Source organism: Candidatus Avelusimicrobium sp. (genome assembly GCF_056976295.1).
In genome coordinates, this window is the sequence record NZ_DBMCTG010000003.1 from 111,023 (window position 1) to 133,141 (window position 22,119).

At 47.3% G+C, this 22,119-nt stretch carries 22 protein-coding genes and 1 tRNA gene; 8 read left to right on the plus strand and 15 right to left on the minus strand.

Annotated features, from left to right (window positions below; genetic code table 11):
* Positions 1-4 precede the first annotated feature (4 nt).
* From ACZOTW_RS02320 to ACZOTW_RS02330, 3 genes are read left to right on the plus strand one after another with little or no spacing between them, the layout of a single operon-like run.
* Complete coding sequence (locus tag ACZOTW_RS02320; protein WP_177747636.1) at positions 5-757, plus strand: sensor histidine kinase; 753 nt, start codon at positions 5-7, stop codon at positions 755-757.
* The gene (locus ACZOTW_RS02325) at positions 754-1,275 is read left to right on the plus strand and encodes a hypothetical protein (RefSeq protein WP_428037469.1); all 522 of its coding nucleotides are present in this window, start codon (positions 754-756) and stop codon (positions 1,273-1,275) included. The genes ACZOTW_RS02320 and ACZOTW_RS02325 overlap by 4 nt, the downstream gene beginning before the upstream one ends.
* Complete coding sequence (locus ACZOTW_RS02330) at positions 1,265-2,284, plus strand: AI-2E family transporter (RefSeq protein WP_177747630.1); 1,020 nt, start codon at positions 1,265-1,267, stop codon at positions 2,282-2,284. The genes ACZOTW_RS02325 and ACZOTW_RS02330 overlap by 11 nt, the downstream gene beginning before the upstream one ends.
* A 142-nt stretch (positions 2,285-2,426) precedes the next feature.
* Here the strand turns inward: ACZOTW_RS02330 and ACZOTW_RS02335 are convergent, their stop codons facing one another.
* The 13 genes from ACZOTW_RS02335 to ACZOTW_RS02395 form a co-directional block, all read right to left on the minus strand.
* Positions 2,427-2,930 (minus strand): hypothetical protein, encoded by a 504-nt coding sequence (locus ACZOTW_RS02335; RefSeq protein ID WP_177747628.1) that lies wholly within the window; start codon positions 2,928-2,930, stop codon positions 2,427-2,429.
* 27 nt (positions 2,931-2,957) lie between these two features.
* Complete coding sequence (locus ACZOTW_RS02340; protein WP_428040430.1) at positions 2,958-3,530, minus strand: hypothetical protein; 573 nt, start codon at positions 3,528-3,530, stop codon at positions 2,958-2,960.
* Entirely contained in the window at positions 3,530-4,228 is a 699-nt protein-coding gene (locus ACZOTW_RS02345; protein ID WP_428037472.1) for an FKBP-type peptidyl-prolyl cis-trans isomerase, read from the minus strand. Before ACZOTW_RS02345 ends, ACZOTW_RS02340 begins: the two co-directional genes overlap by 1 nt.
* A 9-nt stretch (positions 4,229-4,237) precedes the next feature.
* Entirely contained in the window at positions 4,238-5,176 is a 939-nt protein-coding gene (locus ACZOTW_RS02350; RefSeq protein WP_483997388.1) for a hypothetical protein, read from the minus strand.
* Between the two features lie 8 nt (positions 5,177-5,184).
* Positions 5,185-6,498: a COG3014 family protein gene (locus tag ACZOTW_RS02355; RefSeq protein ID WP_483997389.1), complete on the minus strand. Its 1,314-nt coding sequence runs from the start codon at positions 6,496-6,498 to the stop codon at positions 5,185-5,187.
* 4 nt (positions 6,499-6,502) lie between these two features.
* Positions 6,503-7,093: a penicillin-binding protein activator LpoB gene (lpoB, locus tag ACZOTW_RS02360; RefSeq protein ID WP_177747615.1), complete on the minus strand. Its 591-nt coding sequence runs from the start codon at positions 7,091-7,093 to the stop codon at positions 6,503-6,505.
* 9 nt (positions 7,094-7,102) lie between these two features.
* The gene (locus ACZOTW_RS02365; RefSeq protein WP_483997390.1) at positions 7,103-7,543 is read right to left on the minus strand and encodes a hypothetical protein; all 441 of its coding nucleotides are present in this window, start codon (positions 7,541-7,543) and stop codon (positions 7,103-7,105) included.
* 39 nt (positions 7,544-7,582) lie between these two features.
* Complete coding sequence (locus ACZOTW_RS02370) at positions 7,583-8,530, minus strand: DMT family transporter (protein WP_428081952.1); 948 nt, start codon at positions 8,528-8,530, stop codon at positions 7,583-7,585.
* 91 nt (positions 8,531-8,621) lie between these two features.
* Positions 8,622-10,361, minus strand: coding sequence for a [FeFe] hydrogenase, group A (locus ACZOTW_RS02375; protein WP_177747607.1), 1,740 nt, complete (start codon positions 10,359-10,361; stop codon positions 8,622-8,624).
* A 1-nt stretch (position 10,362) separates the two neighbouring features.
* Positions 10,363-12,246 (minus strand): NADH-ubiquinone oxidoreductase-F iron-sulfur binding region domain-containing protein, encoded by a 1,884-nt coding sequence (locus ACZOTW_RS02380; RefSeq protein WP_483997391.1) that lies wholly within the window; start codon positions 12,244-12,246, stop codon positions 10,363-10,365.
* Positions 12,236-12,721: an NADH-quinone oxidoreductase subunit NuoE family protein gene (locus tag ACZOTW_RS02385; RefSeq protein WP_483997392.1), complete on the minus strand. Its 486-nt coding sequence runs from the start codon at positions 12,719-12,721 to the stop codon at positions 12,236-12,238. The genes ACZOTW_RS02380 and ACZOTW_RS02385 overlap by 11 nt, the downstream gene beginning before the upstream one ends.
* 193 nt (positions 12,722-12,914) lie before the next feature.
* Positions 12,915-14,099, minus strand: coding sequence for a response regulator transcription factor (locus tag ACZOTW_RS02390; RefSeq protein ID WP_428042498.1), 1,185 nt, complete (start codon positions 14,097-14,099; stop codon positions 12,915-12,917).
* 79 nt (positions 14,100-14,178) lie between these two features.
* A complete protein-coding gene (locus tag ACZOTW_RS02395; protein ID WP_428037481.1) occupies positions 14,179-15,243 on the minus strand; it encodes a DUF1646 family protein in 1,065 nt (354 codons plus the stop codon).
* A 131-nt stretch (positions 15,244-15,374) separates the two neighbouring features.
* Here ACZOTW_RS02395 and ACZOTW_RS02400 point away from each other — a divergent pair, with 131 nt between their 5' ends.
* A complete protein-coding gene (locus ACZOTW_RS02400; RefSeq protein WP_483997393.1) occupies positions 15,375-16,001 on the plus strand; it encodes a hypothetical protein in 627 nt (208 codons plus the stop codon).
* 161 nt (positions 16,002-16,162) lie between these two features.
* Here ACZOTW_RS02400 and ACZOTW_RS02405 read toward each other — a convergent pair whose 3' ends face one another.
* Positions 16,163-16,720 carry a manganese efflux pump MntP gene (locus tag ACZOTW_RS02405; protein WP_483997394.1) on the minus strand — a complete coding sequence of 186 codons (558 nt, stop codon included), beginning with the start codon at positions 16,718-16,720 and terminating at the stop codon, positions 16,163-16,165.
* 30 nt (positions 16,721-16,750) lie between these two features.
* Positions 16,751-17,317: a manganese efflux pump MntP gene (locus ACZOTW_RS02410; protein ID WP_483997395.1), complete on the minus strand. Its 567-nt coding sequence runs from the start codon at positions 17,315-17,317 to the stop codon at positions 16,751-16,753.
* A 48-nt stretch (positions 17,318-17,365) separates the two neighbouring features.
* Here ACZOTW_RS02410 and ACZOTW_RS02415 point away from each other — a divergent pair, with 48 nt between their 5' ends.
* The 4 genes from ACZOTW_RS02415 to ACZOTW_RS02430 all read left to right on the plus strand — a co-directional run bounded on the left by ACZOTW_RS02415 (position 17,366) and on the right by ACZOTW_RS02430 (position 21,580).
* On the plus strand, positions 17,366-18,598 hold the full coding sequence (locus tag ACZOTW_RS02415; protein ID WP_483997396.1) for an L-serine ammonia-lyase: 1,233 nt from the start codon (positions 17,366-17,368) through the stop codon (positions 18,596-18,598).
* A gap of 5 nt (positions 18,599-18,603) precedes the next feature.
* Positions 18,604-19,104: a nitroreductase family protein gene (locus ACZOTW_RS02420; protein WP_428044975.1), complete on the plus strand. Its 501-nt coding sequence runs from the start codon at positions 18,604-18,606 to the stop codon at positions 19,102-19,104.
* A 50-nt stretch (positions 19,105-19,154) separates the two neighbouring features.
* Entirely contained in the window at positions 19,155-21,350 is a 2,196-nt protein-coding gene (locus ACZOTW_RS02425) for an EAL domain-containing protein (protein WP_483997397.1), read from the plus strand.
* 153 nt (positions 21,351-21,503) lie between these two features.
* Positions 21,504-21,580: transfer RNA gene (locus tag ACZOTW_RS02430), tRNA-His, on the plus strand.
* Positions 21,581-22,119 lie beyond the last annotated feature (539 nt).

The window sequence follows — 22,119 nt, forward strand, 5'->3', positions numbered from 1 at the left end:
AGATATGACCGAAGAAGAAAATGTATCCATTAATGCACGGGCGTTGACTTTAATTTCCCATAAGTTAAAAACGCCGCTCTCTATTATTAACGGCTATTCGGAAGCCATTTTATCCCAAGCCGGAAAGGAAAAATTTTCCCCTTTTACCTCCAAAGCCTTGGAAGAAATCAACAAACAGGGGGGCAAAATGTCCCAACTGGTGGATAAGTTACTGGCGTTTAACAAAGTAATTACCGCCCAACACGAGGGAATGGAAAAACAATCTGTTTTATTAAAACCGCTTATCAAAGAGTGCGCCTCCAAGGCCATTACCTTGGAAGAAGAATGCGCCTTGCCTGTCAGACCGCAAGAGGACAGTTCCGTTAAACGCGGCACCTTTGTAGAGATTGATTGCCCGGAACGGTTAAGCGTTACCGCCAACGAAGAAATGTTGCGCCTGTGTGTGCAAGAGTTGCTCGCCAACGCCATTAAATTTAATAACAAAATGGAAAAAATTATTAAGGTACAATGTGCCAACCACGGCGACAGCATATCCCTGTCCGTACGCGATTACGGCGCAGGCATCCGCCCACAAGACGTAAACCGTATTTTTGAACCGTTTTATCAGGTAGATGATTTTTTTACGGGGCAAATAAGCGGTTGGGGGCTTGGCTTGCCAATGGTTAAACGTATTTTGGACCTGCACAACGGCTCTATCAGCGTTGTGTCCGACAGAGGACTCGGCTCTATTTTTACTATTAATTTCCCGGTATTATGACTTGTGAAGAATTATTAACTAATATTTCGCACCAATGCGACCTCTTACGCGACGAAATCGCCGCCGCGGCACAGTCCCTGCGCGAATTTAACCGCCGGTTGGAACAAATTTTACAGCAACTGCGCAAAAATATAGACGTGCGAGACGGAGCCTTTGCCACACAGTTTAATGATTATTGCTTGGCTTTTCGCAAACAATTAGACGACCGGGAACCTTTTTGGACACAAGCCCGTGCCGCCGCACGCCAAAGCAAAGACAGAGATTGGACCGCTGACTTGGCCTTATCCGCCAAGGGTTTAAACAGCCGGGCAAAGACGCTTTCCCGCGCGTGTGATGAACTGACAACCGCATATGATTTATTTGCTAAAAATTACAAAAATTTTACCGCCGCCAAATTAAACGTATGGTTGCTTACTTCCTGCCAAAGCGACGTGGAAGCCCTGACAGGGAAAATTTTATTTTTAGCACGGGAAATAGCCAAAAAAACAGAAAAAAACAGGGGGCAAAATGCGTTCTGATAAACCGTTTTACTACTATTTAAAAGCCAGTGCCATTTGTCTGACAATTATTGCCGCGGGTGTAGTAACGGCATTTTTGGTCTATACCAAGACGCTGTTAATTCCGCTGGTTATTTCAGTTTTTCTCTACACTATTTTAACGCAAATCACACTATTTTTAAAGCACAAATTTTCCTTTCCTTCGTGGCTCGCGCTGACGGTATCTATTGTTCTGTGTGCGGCTTTTTTTGCGGGAGTAATTTTGTTTACCGTTAATTCCGTAGGCGGATTTTTAAAGGGAGCGGAGGTCTATCGCCAGAATCTTATTGATACCATTGCCGATATTACCTCCCGTCTGCACCAACACGGTATTACATTAGACCAAAAATTTATTGAAACGTACCTGCGCGATTTGCCTGTGTTTAATTGGCTTAAAAACTTCGGCAGTAAAGTATTTAGTTTGGTATCCAACACCACGCTGATTATTTTGTTTATGACGTTCTTCCTGCTCGGAAGTAAAAAGGCTCCGCCCATTACCAACCCGGCTATTAAGGAAATGCTATCCAACGTGTCCGTATATTTATCCGTCAAATTGGTGGCGTCCTTAGCCACAGGGTTTGTTGCGGCGGCTATTTTATTTGGCTTTCAAGTAAAATTAGCCGCGCTGTTTGCGCTGTTCGTCTTTTTGCTGAATTTCATCCCAAGTGTAGGCTCTATTATTGCGGTGCTATTGCCTACCCCGGTGCTGTTTTTGCAATACGGCTTAGGGCCGCAGTTCTTTGTGGTCGTAGGCTTATTGTCCGCCACGGAGTTCGTCATCGGCAACTTATTAGAGCCGCGCTTTTTGGGCGAGGGGATGGACCTGCACCCGGCGGCGATTGTATCTTCCCTTATCTTTTGGTCTCTTGTTTGGGGCGTACCCGGTGCGTTCCTTTCTGTGCCGATTACGGCCTCTATTAAAATTGTATTAAGTAAAATCAAGCATACGCGCCCGGTAGCCGAGTTTTTGGCAGGCCGCCTTCCCCATTAATACAAGCAATTAGCCCGCATTTTACACCATTAACAGCCCTCGCCAAAACCGGGGGCTGTTGCTGTATGTTTTGGTTGTTAAGAAGCACGCAAAAACGCCGCTCCTGCAAACAGAAGCGGCGTTTTATAGAACAATTAGATTTTTATTTAGCGGCGGCTACGTCGCGGCGGACCTTATCAAATAAGTTGCTCTTGGTCGCGCGCTGTAAGAAATCTTCCCACTCTTCGGGAGTCAGTTCAAAATCGTCCATTACCTGATAGGAAATTTCCTTTGCCGTGTCCTTAGTCGTTTTTTTGGCCTGGGCATATTCGTTTTCCAGTTCCACATAGCGGCTGGCGATAGCGTAGTCAATATCCTCTTGGGAATAATCCACCCCGGCATTATCCGTTGCCAAAGAATTGGTATCGGTAATACCTTCCACCTTTTGCTCTTGGCTCGCGCTCTGGCGGAGCGGCTTGTCGCCGGACGGGATAAACATTTCGCTATGGTCAGCGGTGCTGGCAGGCAGCGCAATCTGCGGCTCGGTATCGGGCGAATTGGTTACGCGCCCCATCATTAAGTTAGAGCACGCACTGGGATTTACAATAAAATAAATACTTAAAATAATAAAAACCAAAATGGCTGCTTTGAGAAAAATTTTAATCACAAAGACCTCCTATTCCCTTATAGAATACTAAATTTTCCCCTGTTTTTTCACGTTTTTTTGCAAATTTGCCCCTTGCAGTTGCTTTACGCTTTCAATAAATTGGGGATTTGTAAAAATTTGCTGAACCGTTTTGGCAAATTCGGGGTTCTTCATATTTTCTGATACAATCTGCCCCACTTGCGGATTTTCCTGTAAAATCTGCGCTAATTTATCCCCGCTGAGCACGCCTAAATTATCCACTTTGCCTTGTGTGGCCTCGGCCAAAGCACGATTAAATTGGCGGATATTAGGGTCATCTTTATAATCATCTAAAATAGACACAATGGTATCTTGTGCCTGTTTGATTTGCTGTTCCTCGGTTAAAGGAGCATCTTCCAAATACACGTCTTCGGGCACTGGTTCAAAAGCCACCGGATAACTAACAGGCTGGGCTTGCGGCGCCGCCAAAGACACAGGTACATTTTGAAAGGAAAATGCCGAAACGGCCGCCGCTTCCCGCTCGGCCACCTTGCGTTCGTACACTTGGTAAACGCGGGCCGCGCCCATATACAGGAGCGCGGCCGCCATAACCGCTATTAAAGCGTAACTGGTCTTGGACATTATTCCATATCCAGCAGTTCAATATCAAAAACCAAGGCCGAATTGGCCGGAATTTGACCCACCGGGCGGTTGCCGTAAGCCGTATCCGCCGGGCAAACAACCTTGGCGCGCGCACCGGGTTTCATTTGTTGGACAGCCTTTGTCCAGCAAGGAATTACGTCGGTTAAGCGGGTTTTAAAGGCTTCGCCGCGGTCGCGGGAACTGTCAAATTTCGTCCCGTCAATCAAGGTTCCCGTATAATGTACCTTTACGGTGCTGTCGGCCTTAGGCATTTTACCCTTGCCCGCGCGGGTGAGTTTAATCATAGTGCCGTTGTCTAAGGTTTTTACCCCTTTTTCTTTTTGGAAATTTTCCATATATTCCTGTTGGGCGGCCTGGCGCTTGGCGGAAATTGCTTTGGCATCATCCTGGTATTTTTGAATGATTTGCGGTTTGTATTTTTCCAAGTCCGTTTGCGCTTTTTTGTTAAGCAGACTGTCGCGCATACCTTGGGAAAGGGCTTTGTAATCGTCCTCGTTATCCAAGATTAACTGGCGTTTTAAATTATCCCCCAACAAAAACCCAAGCGAATAAAGCATTTTATTGCGTTCGGCCGGGTCTTCCACGGCGGCGGTATCAGCCGGTTTATCGGCTGCCGCCTGCTGCGCCAAAGCCAATACCGGCGCACATAACAAAACGAATACTAACAGTTTTTTCATTATTATCTCCTATTTGGTTTTTAAGTAGGCTTCCAACCGGGCGGTAATCTGTCTGGCCGCCTGTTCCCCCACGCTCTGCATACTCTGGCGTTGGGAATCTGCCGCACGGGAAGTGCCCGCCCGTTCGTGTACGTTAAAGCGGGAAAAAGTTGCCCCCCGCGCCACATCCACCAAACTGACCGAAGCCCCGCTGGAACACCACACAAGCCCTTGAACTTTTTGGGAGTCGTAACCGTCAACCTCTGTGATAATTTTAACGAGCACCGCTTCACTCCCGTTAGCGGCATCCGCCACTCCCAGCCCCATTTGGTTGAGGGCATCTACCACATAAGTTACCATTACTTCGCTTTCCACTCCTTCCACTTCAACCGCCACTAAGACAGCGGCCATTTTTTCTTTAAGCACATCTTTATAAGCGGAAAATTTTTCTGCCTCATACGCTTGTTGCCCCGCATCTAAAAACTGGTACATATCATCCAGCGCCGCACGGCGGGAAATAAGCGGTTGCATTTTAAAGGCTATCTTTAAATCGGCAAGCGGCTGTGCGGGCGCAGAAAACTGGGCAGATAACCCCGCCAGTTTAGCATCAGTTTGGTCTAATAACGGAGTAAGCACTTTGCGCGCTTTTTCGCGCGGCAAAACCGCAAGCGCGTAATAATGCTTGGCGGACACGTCCGCATCCCGCCACACTTTTTCCACATCCGCATTAGCCATTAAATCAGTAACGACTCCTTGGTCAGCGGCGGCCGGGGCATTCTGCACCATTTCGCGCTGCATATTGGTAAGCGCATTTTGTGCGGCCTCGTTTTTGCTCATTCCCTCTCCGGCTACCACATAGTATTTAGCCGAATTGTATTTGGACATTTGATAATTGACCGTGTTTTTATTCATACCCGCGCACGCACTTAATAAGAACGCTGCGGCACACATCATAATCATTTTTTTCATAGTTCCCTCTAATAAGCCGTACGGTAGTGCAAAAACACCCGCCCTCCGCGCGGCACATTTACATTTTCAAAGGTATGTTCTCCTATTATATTACCATTTCCGTCCCGAAACAACACCCTGATATTTTGATTACCCGGCAAGACAAAAATCCGCGTCATACGCACCTCGGCAGGCAAGGTGAACCATTGGCGGGTATCGGCCTTTTCCAAGGCGGCCCCCAACGCACTGACAAACATCCCGGCCAAGTCGCCCGCCGCACTGTTATCCGCCGCCGACGCTGCCGCTTGGCGCGCCTGAACGGCGGCAACTTCTTTTACCACCGCGCGCGTAGCCGTGCGGAATAAAATACTGGGCATTTTTTCTTCTAAATCCAATTTGGCAAGTGCGGCAAAATCAGCCGCTTTTTGCGTTGTATAAACTTGCCCGCCTGCCAACACCCACGAGGATGCCACCCGGTAGGGTTGGTTTTCCAACTCCGGGAAAGAAAGTGTTACCGCCGAACCGTAAAGTCCTGCCATAAGGGCGTTTTGCACTTCGGGTGCGACCTGTTCCGCAGTTTCCGCCGGAGAGGAAGCCATCGCCAAGGCCTTATCCCAAGCCACCTGAATCGTTTGCGTTTTTTTAAGGGGCAACAACCCATTATAGTGTAGAAAAATCACTTCACCGAAAGAATTAGCATCAGCGGGAACCGAAAATTCCGGCATCACGATTTTTAATTTATCCCCCAAACGCGCATAAGCATTTTGAGCATTTTGGCGGCAAATGCGCGCATCCGAACGCTGGCCGACAGATTCAAAAATCAAACTGGCAAAATATTGTACAAAAGGGTCGTCGTTATATCCGGAGCGTTTGGTGCCGCGCAACTCATCCAAAAAGAAAACAGCCCGGCGCATTTCTATTGCGGCGGCAGACAAGTTTCCCTGTTCCAAAAAATTTACGGCGCGGTAATAATAAGTAAGGGCGTGCTCGTAATTAGCCGCGTAATACGGAGCAGTTAAATCGTTAATCACAAAACGGCCCAGGGAACCGGTAATGCTTTTAGCATACAAAGCATCTATATATTCTTGTGCCGAGGCAAACAACGCGTCGCTTTCGGCGGGCTGTCCGGCATCGTGCAAAAGGGAAGCGCGGTCCAAATAAAAGAGCGTGGCATCTTTCTTTTTGTAATACTTATTTTGTTTGGAAAGGATTTGCTCCTCCGCCTGTTTGAACTGCCCCGAGGAGACCAATTGATTTACTTCTGTTTTAAAACGCAAAGAAGGCGCCGCACAAGCGGAGCAAAACAAGACCAGCCCCAAACAAAATGCACGCGCCTTCTTCATAAAACTACCAGGTTACTTTACTGCGTTTAACGTATTTTTTAATCTGCTTTTGTCCGTTCCAGACAATTTGGTTCGTTTCAATGTTAATCAGTTTCATATTGACCTGATAAAAAACCAATGCTTTGCTGCCGGACTTATCCACCACGGAATTTAGAACGCCGCTCAACATAAAATCGGCCCCGACTTCCTTGCCAAAAGCCTTACGCGTCGCTTCGGAAGCAAATTCATCCTGTTCCAAACGCTCCGTGCGAATTTCGCCCCGCTCCGTGGAGGACGCCACAAAATCCACCTTAGCCGAATTAATAAGAGCGCGTTGGATTTCCTCCACAAATACACCCGTATTAATATGTTCCATTGTGTTATTTGTTACCGTACCGACAATCACCACAGGTTCTTTGCCCTTGCGTGTTAAATAGCGGTTATACCAGCCGCCCTGCAAACAATCGGTAATCATTTCCTGCGCTACCATTTGTGCGTCCGTATCGTTCCAACCGCCGCTAACATCTTTCACCAAATTGGTCTCCACACGTTTTACACTGGGAGAGCAGGCAAATAATAGCGGCAAAGCCAAAAAGGCTAATAAGAGTTTCTTCATATTTTCTCCTTAATTTTTAGAATTTGACCAATTTACCCGGTCGCATATGTGCTTACCGACCAGAGAACCTTCCTCGTGAGAACAATCAATAGAGCCTTGGTCTATATTAATATCAAACCACTTGGGATAATTTTTATGCGCTACACGCACCAAATTCCCCTCCGCAAGCGAAAAGGTATAATCACTGCATACCATTTCTATTTTCCCCTCCGCGCGCTCCACCGGACAAGGCAGGTCTGCGCCCAACAGTTCAAAATCCGGTGTATAGGCTTTATAATGTTCTTTATAAGAAGCCTCGGCAAATGCCAGGGATTTACCAATGTCTAATGCTTTTTGCGCGGCGGCAATCGTGCGGTGTTTTTCGTACTGAGGCCAACCTAAGGCCGCGCCAAAACCTATCAGCATTACCAACACTAAAACGATTGTATGAATAGAACCGTTACGTCCCATAATTTCTCCTTTATTTTTTTATATTGTAGCAAAAACCTGCTAATGATACGGCACAATATTGGGATGAATCCCCTTCACCTTTGTAATATACAAAAATTTTCCTGTACGATACCCCTTTTCCAAAGCCGGGGACATAATCACCAAAGTAACCGCAAAAATAATCAACACCACCCCCAAAGCCGTCGTCCGCGTAAACGGTTCTCCAAACACACATACTCCCACCGTCATAGCAGTTACCGGCTCCATAGCACCCAAAACGGAAGCAAAGGTGGAACCAATCGCCTTAATAGCCGCCACCAAGGTAATGTTGGAAATAACCGTTGGGATAACGGCAAGCAACAGTAAATTTGTCCAGCCTTTCGGCGAAGCGACCCCCTGGAACTTTCCTAATAAAACCGTACCAAGCGTTAAAAAAATGCCGGTAAAAACGAATAAATAAAAAGTAAGTTTAGTGGAACTCATATCCTTGACACACGATTTATTAACCGCAATAATGTATATCCCATAAGATAAGCCGGACAAAACCGCCAACGCGATACCCGTCCAACTCACCCCGCCGCCTTTGCCGTTCCAAGAAAGCAAAGCCACCCCGCTGACAGCCAGTAAAATAGCGAGCATCGTCCAAATAGAATTGCGCTCCTTAAACACCGTAATCATAATAAGCGCAACAAAAACAGGATATAAAAACATCATTGTCGTGGCTATGCCGCTTGCCAAATAATGATACGACCAAAACAAAAATACGGCCGAGCCGATATACAAAATGCTAAGCCCCGCCAATGTGCCAAACTCCTTGCGGTTCACCTTAAAGGCGCGCCCCGTTCCCGCCATAAAAACACCCATTAAAACAGCAGCCAATAAAAAACGGTAACACAAAATAGACGGAACGTTCAGTCCGTCTGCAAAAAGGGGCAGCGTAAACAGCGGAATCAGCCCGAAGGTGGCCGAAGTAACCACCCCGCAAATAAATCCTTTCCAGTTAAACATATATATATTCTATCTTACTTGCCGCGCGGGCGTAAAACACCCGGAGCGGAGTCATTCCGTTCCGGGTGTTTTTTATATCATAAGGCTCTGTTTATTTTTGTTGGCCGGTGCGGTCTTTCTTGTCGTGATAGTGCGTATGAAGCAATTTATGCGCCAGAGGGCCGCCCACTTTATCCAAAATGCGACCGTACAATGCATTGACACCGCTGTTATCCTGCGACTTGTATGCCAGTTCTGTATCTTCTTGATACAGGCCTTCGGCACGTTTTTTACGGGGAGCCCATCCGTCAAACTGCGGCTGGCCCGCTCCCGCCACACATCCGCCTTGGCAGGACATCACTTCAATAAAATCGTAATGGTCCTTACCGGCTTTAATATCGTCCAAGAGTTTGCGGGCATTTTTTAAACCGCTCACTACGGCAGTGCGGATTTTCACTTCGCCAACTTCTACTGTCTTTTCCTTAAACACACTGCTTTTGCGCAGGCTTGAAAACTTAACGCTGCGCGCATTGGCCGGGTCCAATTCTGCCAAGGCATAACGCAAAGCGGCTTCCATTACACCGCCGGAAGCACCAAAAATGACACCTGCCCCCGTTTTGGAACCAAAAGGCATATCAAACCACTCGTTTTCCAAGTTTACAAAATCAATACCCGCCTCTTTAATCATACGCGCCAATCCCACCGTGGTTACCACATAATCGGTATCGGGATTGTTGTCCACATAAAATTCGCCGCGTTTGGCTTCGGACTTTTTGGCCGAACAAGGCATTACGGCAACCACAATTAAATCCTCGCGCTTACCACCTTTATCCTCAAAATCGGCTTTCAGCACCGGTCCCATCATTTGCATAGGGGAACGGGCCGTAGATAAATTAGGGATAAACTCAGGTGCAAATTTTTCCACATAATTCACCCACGCCGGGCAACAACTGGTAAATTGCGGTAAATTAACTCCTTTTTTAAAGCGTTCCAAAAATTCGGTGGCTTCCTCCAAAATCGTTAAATCTGCCGCAAAGGCCGTATCATACACATAGTCAAACCCCAGCATACGCAAAGCGGCGGCAATTTTCCCGTCCACATTTTGCCCTTGCGGCAGGCCGAAGATTTCTCCCAGCCCCACACGCACCGCAGGAGCAATATGAACTGCCACCTTTTTATGCGGGTTATTAATCGCTTTAAAAACGGCTTCTATTTCCGAAGAATTAGGCATTAACGCACCCGTCGGGCATACGCGGGCACATTGTCCGCAGGAAACGCACTCGTGGCTCTGCCCCAATTCTTTATTAAAAGCCGTGGCGATTTTGGAGCGGAAACCGCGGAACGCAAAATCAATGGCGCCGATGCCCTGCACCTCGTTACAAATACGCACACAGTTCCCGCACAAAATACACTTACTGTGGTCGCGAACCAAGGCAGCGGAAGTGGCATCTTTATGGCTGTCCAACTTTTTAGATTTAAAGCGGATTTCCGTTACGTCCATATCCTTGGCCAATTTCTGCAATTTGCAATTATTAGATTTGCTGCATAATGTGCAATCGTGGTTACCCGACGACAAAAGTAGTTCCAAATTAATGCGGCGCAAATGGCGGATTTCGTCGCTGTTTACGCGCACTTTCATCCCGTCCTTAGGGGCTACCGTACACGAAGCCACAATACCCATCCCTTCTACCTCTACCAAACACAGGCGGCACGCGCCGTAGGCGGCCAGTTCGGGGTGGTAGCAAAACGTCATAATATTAAAATTAGCCTTGCGCACTAATTCCAACAGGTTTTTTTCTCCCTCAATAGGGACTCTTTTGCCTTCAATAGTAACAAATTGTTCTTTTTGCATATTACGCTCCCGTTACAACCGCGCCGAATTTACAGGTGGATTTACAACCACCGCATTTAATGCACTTTTTGGGGTCAATGTGGTGGGGTTTGCCCACTTCGCCGCTGATGGCTTGCACCGGGCAGGCGCGTTTACACATACCGCACCCCTTACATTTGTTCTCTCTAATTTCAAAACGCGCCAAGGCTTTGCACACGCCCGCCGGACAGCGTTTATCCACCACGTGCGCCAAGTATTCCTCTTTAAAATGTTTGAGGGTGGAAAGCACCGGATTGGGAGCCGTCTTGCCCAAAGCACACAGGGAAGCCTTTTGCACCGCCTTGGCTAAGTCTTCCAAGTTTTCCAAGGTTTTTAAGGTGGCGCGCCCTTCCACAATATCATTTAACATCGTAAGCATTTGCTCGGTGCCCTCGCGGCACGGAACGCATTTACCGCAAGATTCGCGTTGTGTAAATTCCAAGAAAAAGCGGGCCACATTAACCATACAGGTTTTGTCGTTCATTACCACAAGTCCGCCGGAACCCACCATCGCGCCTACTGATTTTAAGGAATCAAAATCTAACGGAAGGTCCAAATGCTCCCGTGTCAAACATCCGCCGGACGGCCCGCCGATTTGCGCGGCTTTAAAAGCGGCTTTATTAACAGTACCGTCGTCATTAGTGGTACCGCCGGCCACATCATCAATCACTTGGCGCAAGGTGGTCCCCATGGGCACTTCCACCAAGCCTGTATTGGCAATATGCCCCGTTACGGCAAAGGTTTTCGTACCCGGGCTGCCCAAGGTGCCGATTTTGCGGAAGGCCTCTGCCCCCATTTCAAGCACTTTGGCTACGGTAGCCAAGGTTTCCACGTTATTAATAACGGTCGGTTTGCCAAAAAGCCCGCATTGGCTGGGGAAAGGCGGCTTAATTTTAGGCATACCGCGCTTGCCCTCCACAGACGCAATCAAGGCGGTTTCCTCTCCGCAAACAAAGGCTCCGGCTCCTTCCATTACATGAATTTTAAAATTCTTACCGGAACCAAAAATATTTTCGCCCAATAAGCCCAAGACTTCGGCCTGTTTAATAGCGGTGCGCACGCGCTCAATAGCCAACGGATATTCCATACGCACATAAATATATCCCTCGTCCGCGCCAATCGCCCGTGCGGCTATCATCATCCCTTCCAAAACCGCGTTAGGGTTTCCTTCCATTACACTTCTGTCCATAAACGCGCCCGGGTCGCCCTCGTCCGCGTTGCAAATGACGTATTTTTTAGGTCCCGGTTCCACGCGGGTTAAATCCCACTTTTTGCCCGTAGGAAAACCGCCCCCGCCGCGGCCGCGCAGGCCGGAAGCAATCATCTCTTTGCAAACTTCCGCATCTGTCATTTCCGTATAGGCGCGCTTGGCTTGCTGATAACCGCCGTGCGCAATATATTCGTTGATATCTTCGGGATTAATGCGCCCGCAATCGTGCAGTAAAATGCGTTCCTGCTGGGCATAAAAGGGAATATCGGCGACTGTTTTGGCCTTTTGGTTATTGGCCGGATTATGATATAACAAACGGTCAATCACTTCACCTTTTAAAAGTGTTTTTTCCACGATTTCGGGTACGTCCGCCGGTTTTACTTTGGTATAAAAAATATCGCCCACGCTCACCAACGGGCCTTGCGCACAAAAACCGCGGCATCCGGAAAAACTCAAATAGTTCTCGTGGCAATCTTTGGTAATTTGCAAGCAAAAGCCGATTTTGCGTTTTTCCATTTCTTCTTGAAAAGCCTGGTACACCTTTTTAGAACCGCCGGCAATACACCCTGTACCGCCGCAAATAACCACACGTCCGGTAATTTTTTTGTAAGCCGAGTTATATTCTTCGGCTATTTGTTCAATATTTTTAGTCGGCATTTTTGGTCTCCTGTCGGGCAATTTCGTCAATAATTTCTACGGCCTTAGCCGGGGTGATTTGACCGTGAACCACATCGTCCACTACCATTACGGGAGCCAAACCGCACGCCCCCAAACAGGAAACGCACTCTAACGTAAACATTCCGTCTGCGGTGGTGTCTTGTCCGTCTTTTAATTTCAGTTTATCTTTGACCGTATTAATAACAAAGGACGAACCCTTGACGTGGCAGGCCGTACCGTTGCACACTTTGATAATGTGTTTGCCTTTTGGGGTAATGGCAAAGTGCGCAAAAAAAGTGGCCACACCAAACACTTTGGCAGGCGAAATATCCAATTCGTTAGCCACAAAACGCATAATATCTTCGGGCAGATAAGTATATTCGTCTTGTACTTTTTGCAAAATAGGGATTAACTTGGCACTATCGTACTGATGGTCTTGCAGAATCTTTACGGCAGGTGCGAAACGGTCTGTCATACGCGTTCCTCTCTTATAAAAATTAAGCGTTTAAAGCAACGGCGGAGCGAGCGCTCCTGTTTACGGCAGACAACTTATAATTTCGTGTATTACGAAAAGAACAGATATTTCCATTATAACTAGGTTTCTTTAACCTGTCAAACAAAAAACGCGGCAGGCCGAAACCTAACCGCGTTTGCTGAAAAAAGTTCTCTTACCGCTTCCAACCGTTTAAATCCCGGTAATAGAAATAATTGTTAAAATGCTCCATCATTTCCAGCGGCCACTCTTTATTCAATTCAAAGTTTTCCGGCAGAGAAAGCATACCGTCAAACCCTTTATTAAAAAGCCCAATACTAAGCCGTTCCTCGGGCTGAAAAGCCGTAGCGGCCAAAATAACCCCGCCAAAACCTTGGTGGCGCAAGGACGCCGTTAAATAATACCCGCCGCCGCCCGGCACCATTAAGTCCGTAAGGATAATGTCGTATTGCACACGTCCGTATTTAATATCGTTTAATAACGCTTCCGTATCGTGATAGGTAGTAATTTCCCATTTGGGGCAGAAAACCGTTTTATGCTTATCTTGTATAGCCTCCAACGCACTTGCGCGGTCGTTTAGTACGGCCATTTTAATACCGGCAGGCATTTTGTTTGCGGCCTGGTGCAAACGCAACGAATAGGGCAAATAATTTTTCAAGGAGGCAAGTCTTCCATCTTTCGGCGGTTCCATCATAAATTCCTTTTGGTTAAATTTGCGGTCCGTCCTTTTTTCCCGCAAGCCGGAATCTAACAGTCCCACAAAGTTTGGCTCTATCGTTTCCATGGCATACTGCACATACAGATTGGCTTGAACCAAGGGTTGGTCGTGCGGCGCCACTAAAATATTCAGCGCGCGCAGTTGGTTGTGCATTGCCAAAATTTTATCCACCCAACGGGCTTTTTCCACAGCGGGCAAAACGCGCCGTTCGGACGGTTTCATCTGATAATATAAAACGGGATTAATTTCCTTTTTAAATTGTTGGAAATTCTCCAAGGTGGTTTTGTATTGCTTTGCTACCGCCAAACGCTGTTCATACGACGGGTCAATCAATAAAAGCGGCAAACGGAACGGCTCCGTAGGCGGCAAAGTCTGCGCTATTAGCCGCTCGGCAATTAAACTGCTTTGCGGAATATTCGGCACGGGGGCTGATAAAATCACTTTCCCCTGCACTTTGCGCACATTATTTAATACAAACGTAGAAAGCGGAATTTGTGTAAGCGCATTTGCTTGTCCGAGCGTGCGGACTTGCTGTTTGATAATACGCGCCTGTCCTTTTATTTTAGGTGCTTTTGGAACTTTTTGCGCGAAAGAAGGCGCAGCCATTAGACAGGCTAAAACAAAAATTAAGTATTTTTTCATATTTTCCCCTCTATATAGGGTACTAATTAGGTAAGCAGGCCACAAGGGCCAAAAGGCCCTGTTTGATATAGGCCCAGGCCTATAAAGCAATCCACAAAATGATGAAGTAAGCCCCCATCAGCACAAGACCTGTCGGCACGGCAACAGAAGCCCACTCGCGGCTTTTAATGCCCAACTTTTCAGCCGCCACAATGTTGGGCAAATTCCCCTGAACCAGCATACTTCCAAACGCCGCCAGACCGATCACCATATAGATAAGGTCGTTCATAGAGATAGTGGGTACAATTTCAATCGCGGCCAAGGTCGCGTTATCAATAATCACAGACACCGCATTGGCCAAAAAGAGGACTTTTCCGCCCAAATGTGTAATGGTACTTTGGGCCAAGGGGCGCAACCCCGCGCTAATTAAATTAAGTGCAGCCACGAACATATAGATATGCCACGTCCGGCGCAACATAGAGCCGTATGTTTCTTTATCCTCGCGGATGTGCATTTGCATCGTAGTACCCGCGTGGCGCGCCGAATATCCCGCCGCCGCAGACAAAAGCAAAATGGCGGGAGCAATCCACACAAAGAAATGACGCATTAAAAAGAAGAAATCCGCAAAGTGCGGCGCCCCGGTAAGAGCGTTATTAATAATTAGCCCCAACGGTTCGGCAAGCGGCGTAAGCACTGCGCCCAACCCAATAGCGTAGCAGGCAAAAACGGTAATCCGAACGGTGGAGAGACGCTCCAAATTAACAACCTTTAATACTTCGGCCAAAACCAAAGCCGCCACTGTTACGCTGACGAGGGAAGACGTAATTCCAAGCAAAAACACCAACAGGGCAAAACTGTATTGCGGCTCTAATTTGCGGAAGAACGCAAAAAGCACGCGGAAAATATAGCGGGAATAATTATTGAAGATAACGCTTACAACCAGCACGATAAACGCCACATTAACGGGATATTGCAAGGTTTCGTAAATAAAATCTACGCTCCAACCGCCGCTAATGGTTACCGCCGCGGCGCCGACCATTAAAAGGAAAATTTCCAAGTGGCTTTCCACCCAGCGCGACGCAAGCGGCCACACCAATAAATTGGCTACCACTATACCTAAAAGCGCATTTATCCACCAAGGGGTAGAAGCAACTATCGTTTCCATATATATTATTTTATCAAAATTACATCCTCCGCCAAGAAAAAAAATTAATTAAAAATCGGGCGTTGAGTGCGTAAAACGAATTTTTGTAAAATAAAAAAGTAAGATATTTAAATTTCAAAAGGAGAAACAAAATGAAGAAAACAATCTTGTTCGCGCTCGCGTTGACGTTGTCCGCCGCGTGGCCGACTGCCGCTTTCGCCGCTACCGATAACTGCGGTTGCGCCGCTGCGGATGTAACCTGCATTAACGAATGCACGATGTCCAAGGTAACCACGTTAAGAAAGAATCTGGAAACCAAAAAAGCCAATGCCAAAGCCAAGTTGGAAGCGGCTAAGGCCTCCAACAACTCTGCTGACAGCAAGAACAAAGCCGCCGAAGCCAAGGCCCAGGCCAAAGCGAAAGCCAAACAGGCTAAGGCTGATGCCAAAGCCAATGCTAAAAAAGCTGAAAAAGATTTAAAAGCCAAAGCCACCACCGCCAAAGCGGATGCCAAAACCAAAGCGGCCAAGGCTAAATCTGATGCCAAGACAAAGGCCGAAACAGCCAAAGCCAACGCTAAAAAAGCCGAAAAAGACGCCAAAGCGAAAGCCAAGGCTCAAAAGGACGCTTTAAAACAAGCCAAAGCCGACGCTAAGGCCAAATCCAAAGCGCAAAAAGAAGCCAATGAGGCCAAGAAAGCCGAAGCCAAAAAGGCCGCCAAAGACGCTAAAAAAGCGCTCAAAGACGAAGCCAACTCTTGGAAACAACTGGCCAAATAAGCCGTTTTAGTTTTACTAAAAACCGCGCTCTTTACGGGCGCGGTTTTTTATATGAAACTCCCCAGGCTTACGCCCAGGGTTTATTGTGAGCAGTAGTTATAAACAAACAGGCCCCGGTAGAAAATAAACCGGGGCCCGAACACAACCAACTAAAAATTGCTTTACAAAATAATCAGCCGCACCGCCATTACAATCAGCACAATGCCGGAGGCCAGTTCTACTTTTTTGCTGGCAATCGTTTTAGAAGACTGGCTGCCCAAGTGAAAACCAATAAGCGTCATCAAGAACGTCAGCACGAACAAGATTAGCACTTGCGGGAAAAAGGCCTTTTCCATTGTTTCCACCGCATAGCCCACCAAAAAGGCATTGAACGCAAACACAGAGGACACCTTTATCATTTTGCGGTTATCATCTGCGTCCAAGTTGCTGAAACTGGGCGATTTTTCAATAGATTCCAACATAAACTTAATGCCCAGTAAAAGCACAAAGGCAAACGCCACCCAATTATGTGCAAAATACGCCCATTTGTGAAAGAAAATCGCACTTATGCCATACCCTAGCGCAAAAAACAAAGCATTAAAGCAGGAAAAGAACAGCGTCATTTTAACCGAAAAAACGCTCTTTTTTTCAGGGGACATCTTCATAGAGGACATATTGGCAGACACCATATTATCCACACAAATACACAAAAAAATGATACTCACGGCAATTATGCCCATAGGGAACCTCCCGGTTGAGATACCTGCATTTTACCAAATGCCCAGCCCTTCTAGCAATAATTTAAGGCCAATTAAAATTAACGCAAGCCCGCCAAGGGTTTCCATCACCTTGCCAAACCTGCACCCCAAAAACGCTCCCAAATAAAACCCCGCCCAACTGGTAACAAACACACACGACACCAGTGTAACCACCGTTACCCAGAAAGGCATCCCGGTAAACGCGAGTCCAATGCCCACCAAAAGCGCATCCAAACTCGTTGCCACCGACAAAGCAAGCAAGGTTTTAAAGGAGTGCAACACTCCGGTCTCTTTTTCTACCTGCGGATTTTGCGCTTCCTTTACCATACGAGCACCGATAAAGGCCAAAATACCAAAGGCAATCCAATGGTCCACCGCGCCGATATAGCGGTCAACCCCAGCCCCGCCTAACCAACCCACGGAAAACATCATAAAATGTGCCACAGCAAACAGCGCACTCACTTTACCGATATAAGACAGGGAAATTTTGTTTTGGTGGGAACAGCCGGAAGCAATCGTAACAGCCAGATTATCCATAGATAACCCCAGTGCCACCAATAAAGCAGATAGAATATTCATATAAATTATGATAACATTTTTTATATATCCCCCATTTTAGGGAGCACTATGCAATCGCTTAAAGAGTTATACAAAATCGGTATGGGCCCTTCCAGCAGCCATACAATGGGCCCGCGCAAAGCGGCCGACGCGTTCAACCGCACTTATCCGACCGCCGAATCCTTTCGGGCGGTACTTTACGGTTCCTTAGCCGCTACCGGCAAGGGGCACTTGACCGACTTCGCTATTAAAGAAGCCTTTTATCCAAAACCTGTTACTATTGAGTGGGAATACGATACTTTTCTGCCCAAACACCCCAATGCAATGCGCTTTGAAGCCCTAGACAAAGCCGGGCACGTTATGGGCGCGCAAGTGGCGTACAGTATTGGCGGGGGAGATATCCGCACCGACGAAGCCTTCGGGCGGGAAATCAACAATATTTACCCGCATAAATCAATGGCGGAAATTTTACAGTACACCTCGGACAAGCGTATGCTGCTGTGGGAATATGTGGAGGAGTTTGAAGGGGCTGATATTTGGAAATACCTAGGTACTATTTGGAAAACAATGCAAACCACTATGAACCGAGGTTTGGAAAAGCGTGGCGTGCTGCCCGGCTCTTTAAATTTGGAACGTAAAGCCCGCCGTTATCTGTATAAGGCCGAAAACTCCCCCCAATACCTGCGCCGGATGAATAACCTGTTCTCCTATGCGTTGGCTTGCTCGGAAGAAAATGCCGCGGGCGGAGTAGTAGTTACCGCGCCCACGTGCGGTTCCTGTGGTGTCGTGCCTGCGGTGTGCCGTTTAATCCAAGAAATTTACGAATTTGAAGATACCACTATTTTACATGCCCTGGCTACCGCCAGTTTGTTTGGCAATATGGCCAAAACCAATGCCTCTATTTCCGGTGCGGAAGTAGGTTGCCAAGGAGAAGTGGGCGTAGCGTGTGCTATGGCAGCAGCAGCCGTCTGTCAATTAGAAGGCGGCGACAACCGCCGTATTGCATACGCGGCGGAAATGGGCTTGGAACACCACTTGGGGCTTACCTGCGACCCGGTGGACGGACTTGTGCAAATTCCGTGCATAGAGCGCAACGCGCTGGCCGCTTCCCGCGCGTTGGACTGCGCCACCTATGCCCTAATGTCCGACGGGGATAACCGCGTTTCTTACGATGATGTTTTAGCCACTATGATGCAAACGGGCCTGGATATGAACAAGGACTACCGCGAAACCGCACGCGGGGGTTTGGCCCGCTTCTTTAAAGAAAAAGTATTGCGGCTTAAAAAAGGGGGTAACAAATGAACGTAATAGAAGGTATTTTAAAGCGGCGCAGTATCCGCCGTTTTACGGACAAACCGATTGAAAAGGGTGATATTACCACGCTTTTGCGTGCGGCTATGATGGCACCTACGGCGCGCAACTGCCAAGAGTGGGAATTTATCGTTGTGCAAGATAAAAACACGCTGCACAAAATTACGACGGTTCATCCGTATGCGCAAATGTTAAAGGAAGCCGCCTGTGCCATTATTGTATGCGGCAACACGAAAAAGGAACACGCGCCGGGCTACTGGATGGCCGATTGCGGGGCGGCTACGCAAAATATTTTACTGGCCGCCACCGAACTGGGTATCGGCAGCGTATGGCTGGGGGTTTATCCCAACGAAGAACGTATGAATGCATTAGCCAAAATGTTTGGCTTGCCGGATTATGTTAAACCGCTTAACGTAATTGCACTGGGTTACCCGGATGAACAAAAGCCGGACATTGACCGCTTTGACCCGGAAAAAATCCACCTTGAAAAATGGTAAAGTAAAAAGAGCCGCCGGATTGCGGCTCTTTTTCTTCACAGGGGGCTGAAATGACTGATTCGCTTTCTTTTAAAAAAATTTCCGTAATTATTTTGCTCTGTACCGCCGTATTATCCACAGGCATTTTTTTGTATGTAAACCAGATTGAACGCACCTTAGAGCGTAACCGCACTATGTACTTGGAAGAAGTCGCCCGGCAAACCACCGACGAGGTGGAAACGCAAATCCACAACGATTTAACCTTACTTCGCTCTATTGCCACGGCTATTGAATCTCTTTCCAAGCCGACCGCCAGCCACATTGACCGCTTGATGAAAAACGAATCTGCTATTAATAATTTCAAGCGTATGGGTTTTGTCCGCCCGGACGGTATGGCAATGTTAAGCGACGGCTTATTATTGGATATTTCCGGCGAGAAGCATTTTCAAAAGGCTATCGCGGGCGAAGCCAACATTTCGGAACGCATTACGGATTCGGCAGACGGAAAAGATATTTTGGTAGAAGCCGTCCCTGCCCACAGAAACGGCAAAATTATCGGCGTTTTGTTTGCTACGCGCTCGGTAGAAGAATTTGCCAAAGAGTTAGACACGCAAAGTTTCCGCGGAGAAGGTTATTCCGCTATTGTCCGCGCAACCGGGGACAGCGTGGCCCGCGCCGTACACAAGAACGCCGTCAGCCAAGTGGTAAACATTTTTAATCTGCCAGACGACCCGCGGGGTCAGTTAGCCCAATCTCTCCGCGAGCCGATGCACCAGCGCCAAAGCGGCACTGTAAGATATTCCTCTGCCGAAAAAGGCGAACTGCACATTAGTTACCAGCCCTTAAATATTAACGACTGGTATCTGCTGTCCGTCGTTCCTACCGCACAAATGACCCATCAAATCAATGTGCTCGTCTGGTGGCTTTTAGGGTTGTGTTTGCTGGTCGTAGCCGCCGGCCTGTGCGCGTGGGGCTATATTTATTTCCAGCAGAAAAAAACCCGGAGAAAATTATTTGTAGCCGCCTTTATTGACCCGCTTACCCGAGGCAAAAATTTAGCCGCTATCCGCCCGGAAATGGAGCAACTTATCCGCGAAAATACCCATCAACCTTACGCACTGGTAGCAATGGATGTAGGTAAATTCCAATCGTTTAACGAGCGTTACGGCTTTAAAACAGGCGATACCTTACTCAAACATTTGGCCCGCGTGATACAAGAGAGTTTAAAGCCGGACGAACTGTTCACCCGCGTGTATGCGGACCGCTTTGCTATGCTACTACACTATACAAGCGAAGGGGAATTAAAAAACCGCTTGGAACTGTTGGCTGAACAAATTACCAATTTTCAAACGGAGGACAAAAAGACCTTTGCGCTGATGTTGGCCTTTGGGGTATATGTTATTGAGGATAGAAACGAATCTGCACAGGAAATGTACAACCGTGCGTGCGTAGCAAAAAAACGCATCAAGGGCCGCTACGATGAAATTGTGGCTTTCTATCAAAAGAGATGGCACCAGGAACTCACCGAAGAGGCCCTCATTGAAAGCCGGATGCGTCAAGGCATAGAAAAAAAGGAATTCCGTTTTTTTGTGGAGCCTATCCGCTCTTTGAAAGATGACTCCCTTTTCGCGGCCGAAGCGGTGGCGGACTGGCCCGTGCCCGGCCGCCAAGACCCGTTGGAACAAACAGTTTTCCGCCCGGTGTTTGAAAAGAATGGCTTTATCTACCAATACGACCGTTACTTATTAGACTCCGCATTGGATACACTCGCCAACTGGCAAGCACAAGACAAACAGATGATACCCTTAGTGGTTAAAATTGCCGACGAACATTTAATTGCGCCGGGCTTTGCGGACCGTTTGGCGGCCAAAGCCCAAGAAATGAAGGTGGCTACTAAGTGGCTTTATTTAGAACTGACGGAAACGAAGCGCCACATTTTAAACGCGCGCTTAAAAACAGCCGGAGAAGAACTGAAACAAAAAGGGTTCAATTTAACCGTGCGCTACACAGGGCTTGTGTCGCCCGCATTTAAAGAAATGCCGATAGACGGTGTAAAAATCGGACGGCAAATGTGGACCAAATCCCCAGACCGCAAAAGCAATATGTTGGCACAATCTTTGGGCAAAGTCTGCCAAGAGTTGGGCATCTTTTTGGCGGCAGATGACGTGGCCAGCCAAGCGGATATGGACCGCATTAAAGCATTGGGCTTTTCTTATGCGCAAGGCCCGTTTATCGGCCCAATGATTAAGCCCGGGGAATTGCGGTAAGCGGGAGCCGTCAGCGTTGCCTACGCTCCCACTTTCCCGCTAAGGCTAATTGAAAGATTAGTACGGGTGAACTTTTCTAGGGAAAAAGCCACGCGGAAAGAATAATTTTGGCACACGCACCGGAAAATTGGTATAATATAGTACCGATTTATGGTGGATGTAGCTCAGCTGGTTAGAGCGCCGGTCTGTGGAACCGGAGGTCGCGGGTTCAAATCTCGTCATCCACCCCATTTATTTTCCCGTCGAAGTTAAGACGGGAATTTTTAATTGTATTTTGGCCCATTCACCTCCGTTCCCCGTCGGGGATTTTTTGTTTATCAACTGCTAATACAGAAAAGATAGATTCTTGGTGCAACTCCAAAAGATAGAAAAAAGGGCTATTTTAGGCTTTTTGTATCTTTTTGCCCCAAAATTTAACTTTCAAAATTTAATTTATGGTACACAAAGATTTTAAACAATAGGTATGGTAATTAATAGCCTAGATAACATTGGGCAAAATTGTTTTACTACTTGCCGTATCGGTCAGAGAAAAAGCCTTAAGTCCAGCATTTTAATTAGTATAATCGATAACAAGTATCATAACGTAAATTGGCGTAGCATTTCAAATGGTTTGCTCAATTTACACATCTAATCCAACAACAGAACAAACGGAACTCTACGAGAGTGCGATTCAAACTCTTACAGATATATACCCAAATCCTTCCACTGAATGTTATATCTTTAGCTTGCGCCTCTTTTAATTGAGAGTTCCTGGGCCAAAAAAACAGAA

Coding starts and splice junctions, on each gene's coding strand:
- ACZOTW_RS02320 (WP_177747636.1), top strand. CDS start 5: ATGACCGAAGAAGAAAATGTATCCATTAATGCACGGGCGTTGACTTTA.
- ACZOTW_RS02345 (WP_428037472.1), bottom strand. CDS start 4,228: ATGAAAAAACTGTTAGTATTCGTTTTGTTATGTGCGCCGGTATTGGCT.
- ACZOTW_RS02365 (WP_483997390.1), bottom strand. CDS start 7,543: ATGGGACGTAACGGTTCTATTCATACAATCGTTTTAGTGTTGGTAATG.
- ACZOTW_RS02375 (WP_177747607.1), bottom strand. CDS start 10,361: ATGCAAAAAGAACAATTTGTTACTATTGAAGGCAAAAGAGTCCCTATT.
- ACZOTW_RS02370 (WP_428081952.1), bottom strand. CDS start 8,530: ATGTTTAACTGGAAAGGATTTATTTGCGGGGTGGTTACTTCGGCCACC.
- ACZOTW_RS02355 (WP_483997389.1), bottom strand. CDS start 6,498: ATGAAGAAGGCGCGTGCATTTTGTTTGGGGCTGGTCTTGTTTTGCTCC.
- ACZOTW_RS02415 (WP_483997396.1), top strand. CDS start 17,366: ATGCAATCGCTTAAAGAGTTATACAAAATCGGTATGGGCCCTTCCAGC.
- lpoB (WP_177747615.1), bottom strand. CDS start 7,093: ATGAAGAAACTCTTATTAGCCTTTTTGGCTTTGCCGCTATTATTTGCC.
- ACZOTW_RS02410 (WP_483997395.1), bottom strand. CDS start 17,317: ATGAATATTCTATCTGCTTTATTGGTGGCACTGGGGTTATCTATGGAT.
- ACZOTW_RS02385 (WP_483997392.1), bottom strand. CDS start 12,721: ATGACAGACCGTTTCGCACCTGCCGTAAAGATTCTGCAAGACCATCAG.
- ACZOTW_RS02350 (WP_483997388.1), bottom strand. CDS start 5,176: ATGAAAAAAATGATTATGATGTGTGCCGCAGCGTTCTTATTAAGTGCG.
- ACZOTW_RS02325 (WP_428037469.1), top strand. CDS start 754: ATGACTTGTGAAGAATTATTAACTAATATTTCGCACCAATGCGACCTC.
- ACZOTW_RS02340 (WP_428040430.1), bottom strand. CDS start 3,530: ATGTCCAAGACCAGTTACGCTTTAATAGCGGTTATGGCGGCCGCGCTC.
- ACZOTW_RS02330 (WP_177747630.1), top strand. CDS start 1,265: ATGCGTTCTGATAAACCGTTTTACTACTATTTAAAAGCCAGTGCCATT.
- ACZOTW_RS02380 (WP_483997391.1), bottom strand. CDS start 12,246: ATGCCGACTAAAAATATTGAACAAATAGCCGAAGAATATAACTCGGCT.
- ACZOTW_RS02405 (WP_483997394.1), bottom strand. CDS start 16,720: ATGGGCATAATTGCCGTGAGTATCATTTTTTTGTGTATTTGTGTGGAT.
- ACZOTW_RS02425 (WP_483997397.1), top strand. CDS start 19,155: ATGACTGATTCGCTTTCTTTTAAAAAAATTTCCGTAATTATTTTGCTC.
- ACZOTW_RS02395 (WP_428037481.1), bottom strand. CDS start 15,243: ATGGAAACGATAGTTGCTTCTACCCCTTGGTGGATAAATGCGCTTTTA.
- ACZOTW_RS02390 (WP_428042498.1), bottom strand. CDS start 14,099: ATGAAAAAATACTTAATTTTTGTTTTAGCCTGTCTAATGGCTGCGCCT.
- ACZOTW_RS02400 (WP_483997393.1), top strand. CDS start 15,375: ATGAAGAAAACAATCTTGTTCGCGCTCGCGTTGACGTTGTCCGCCGCG.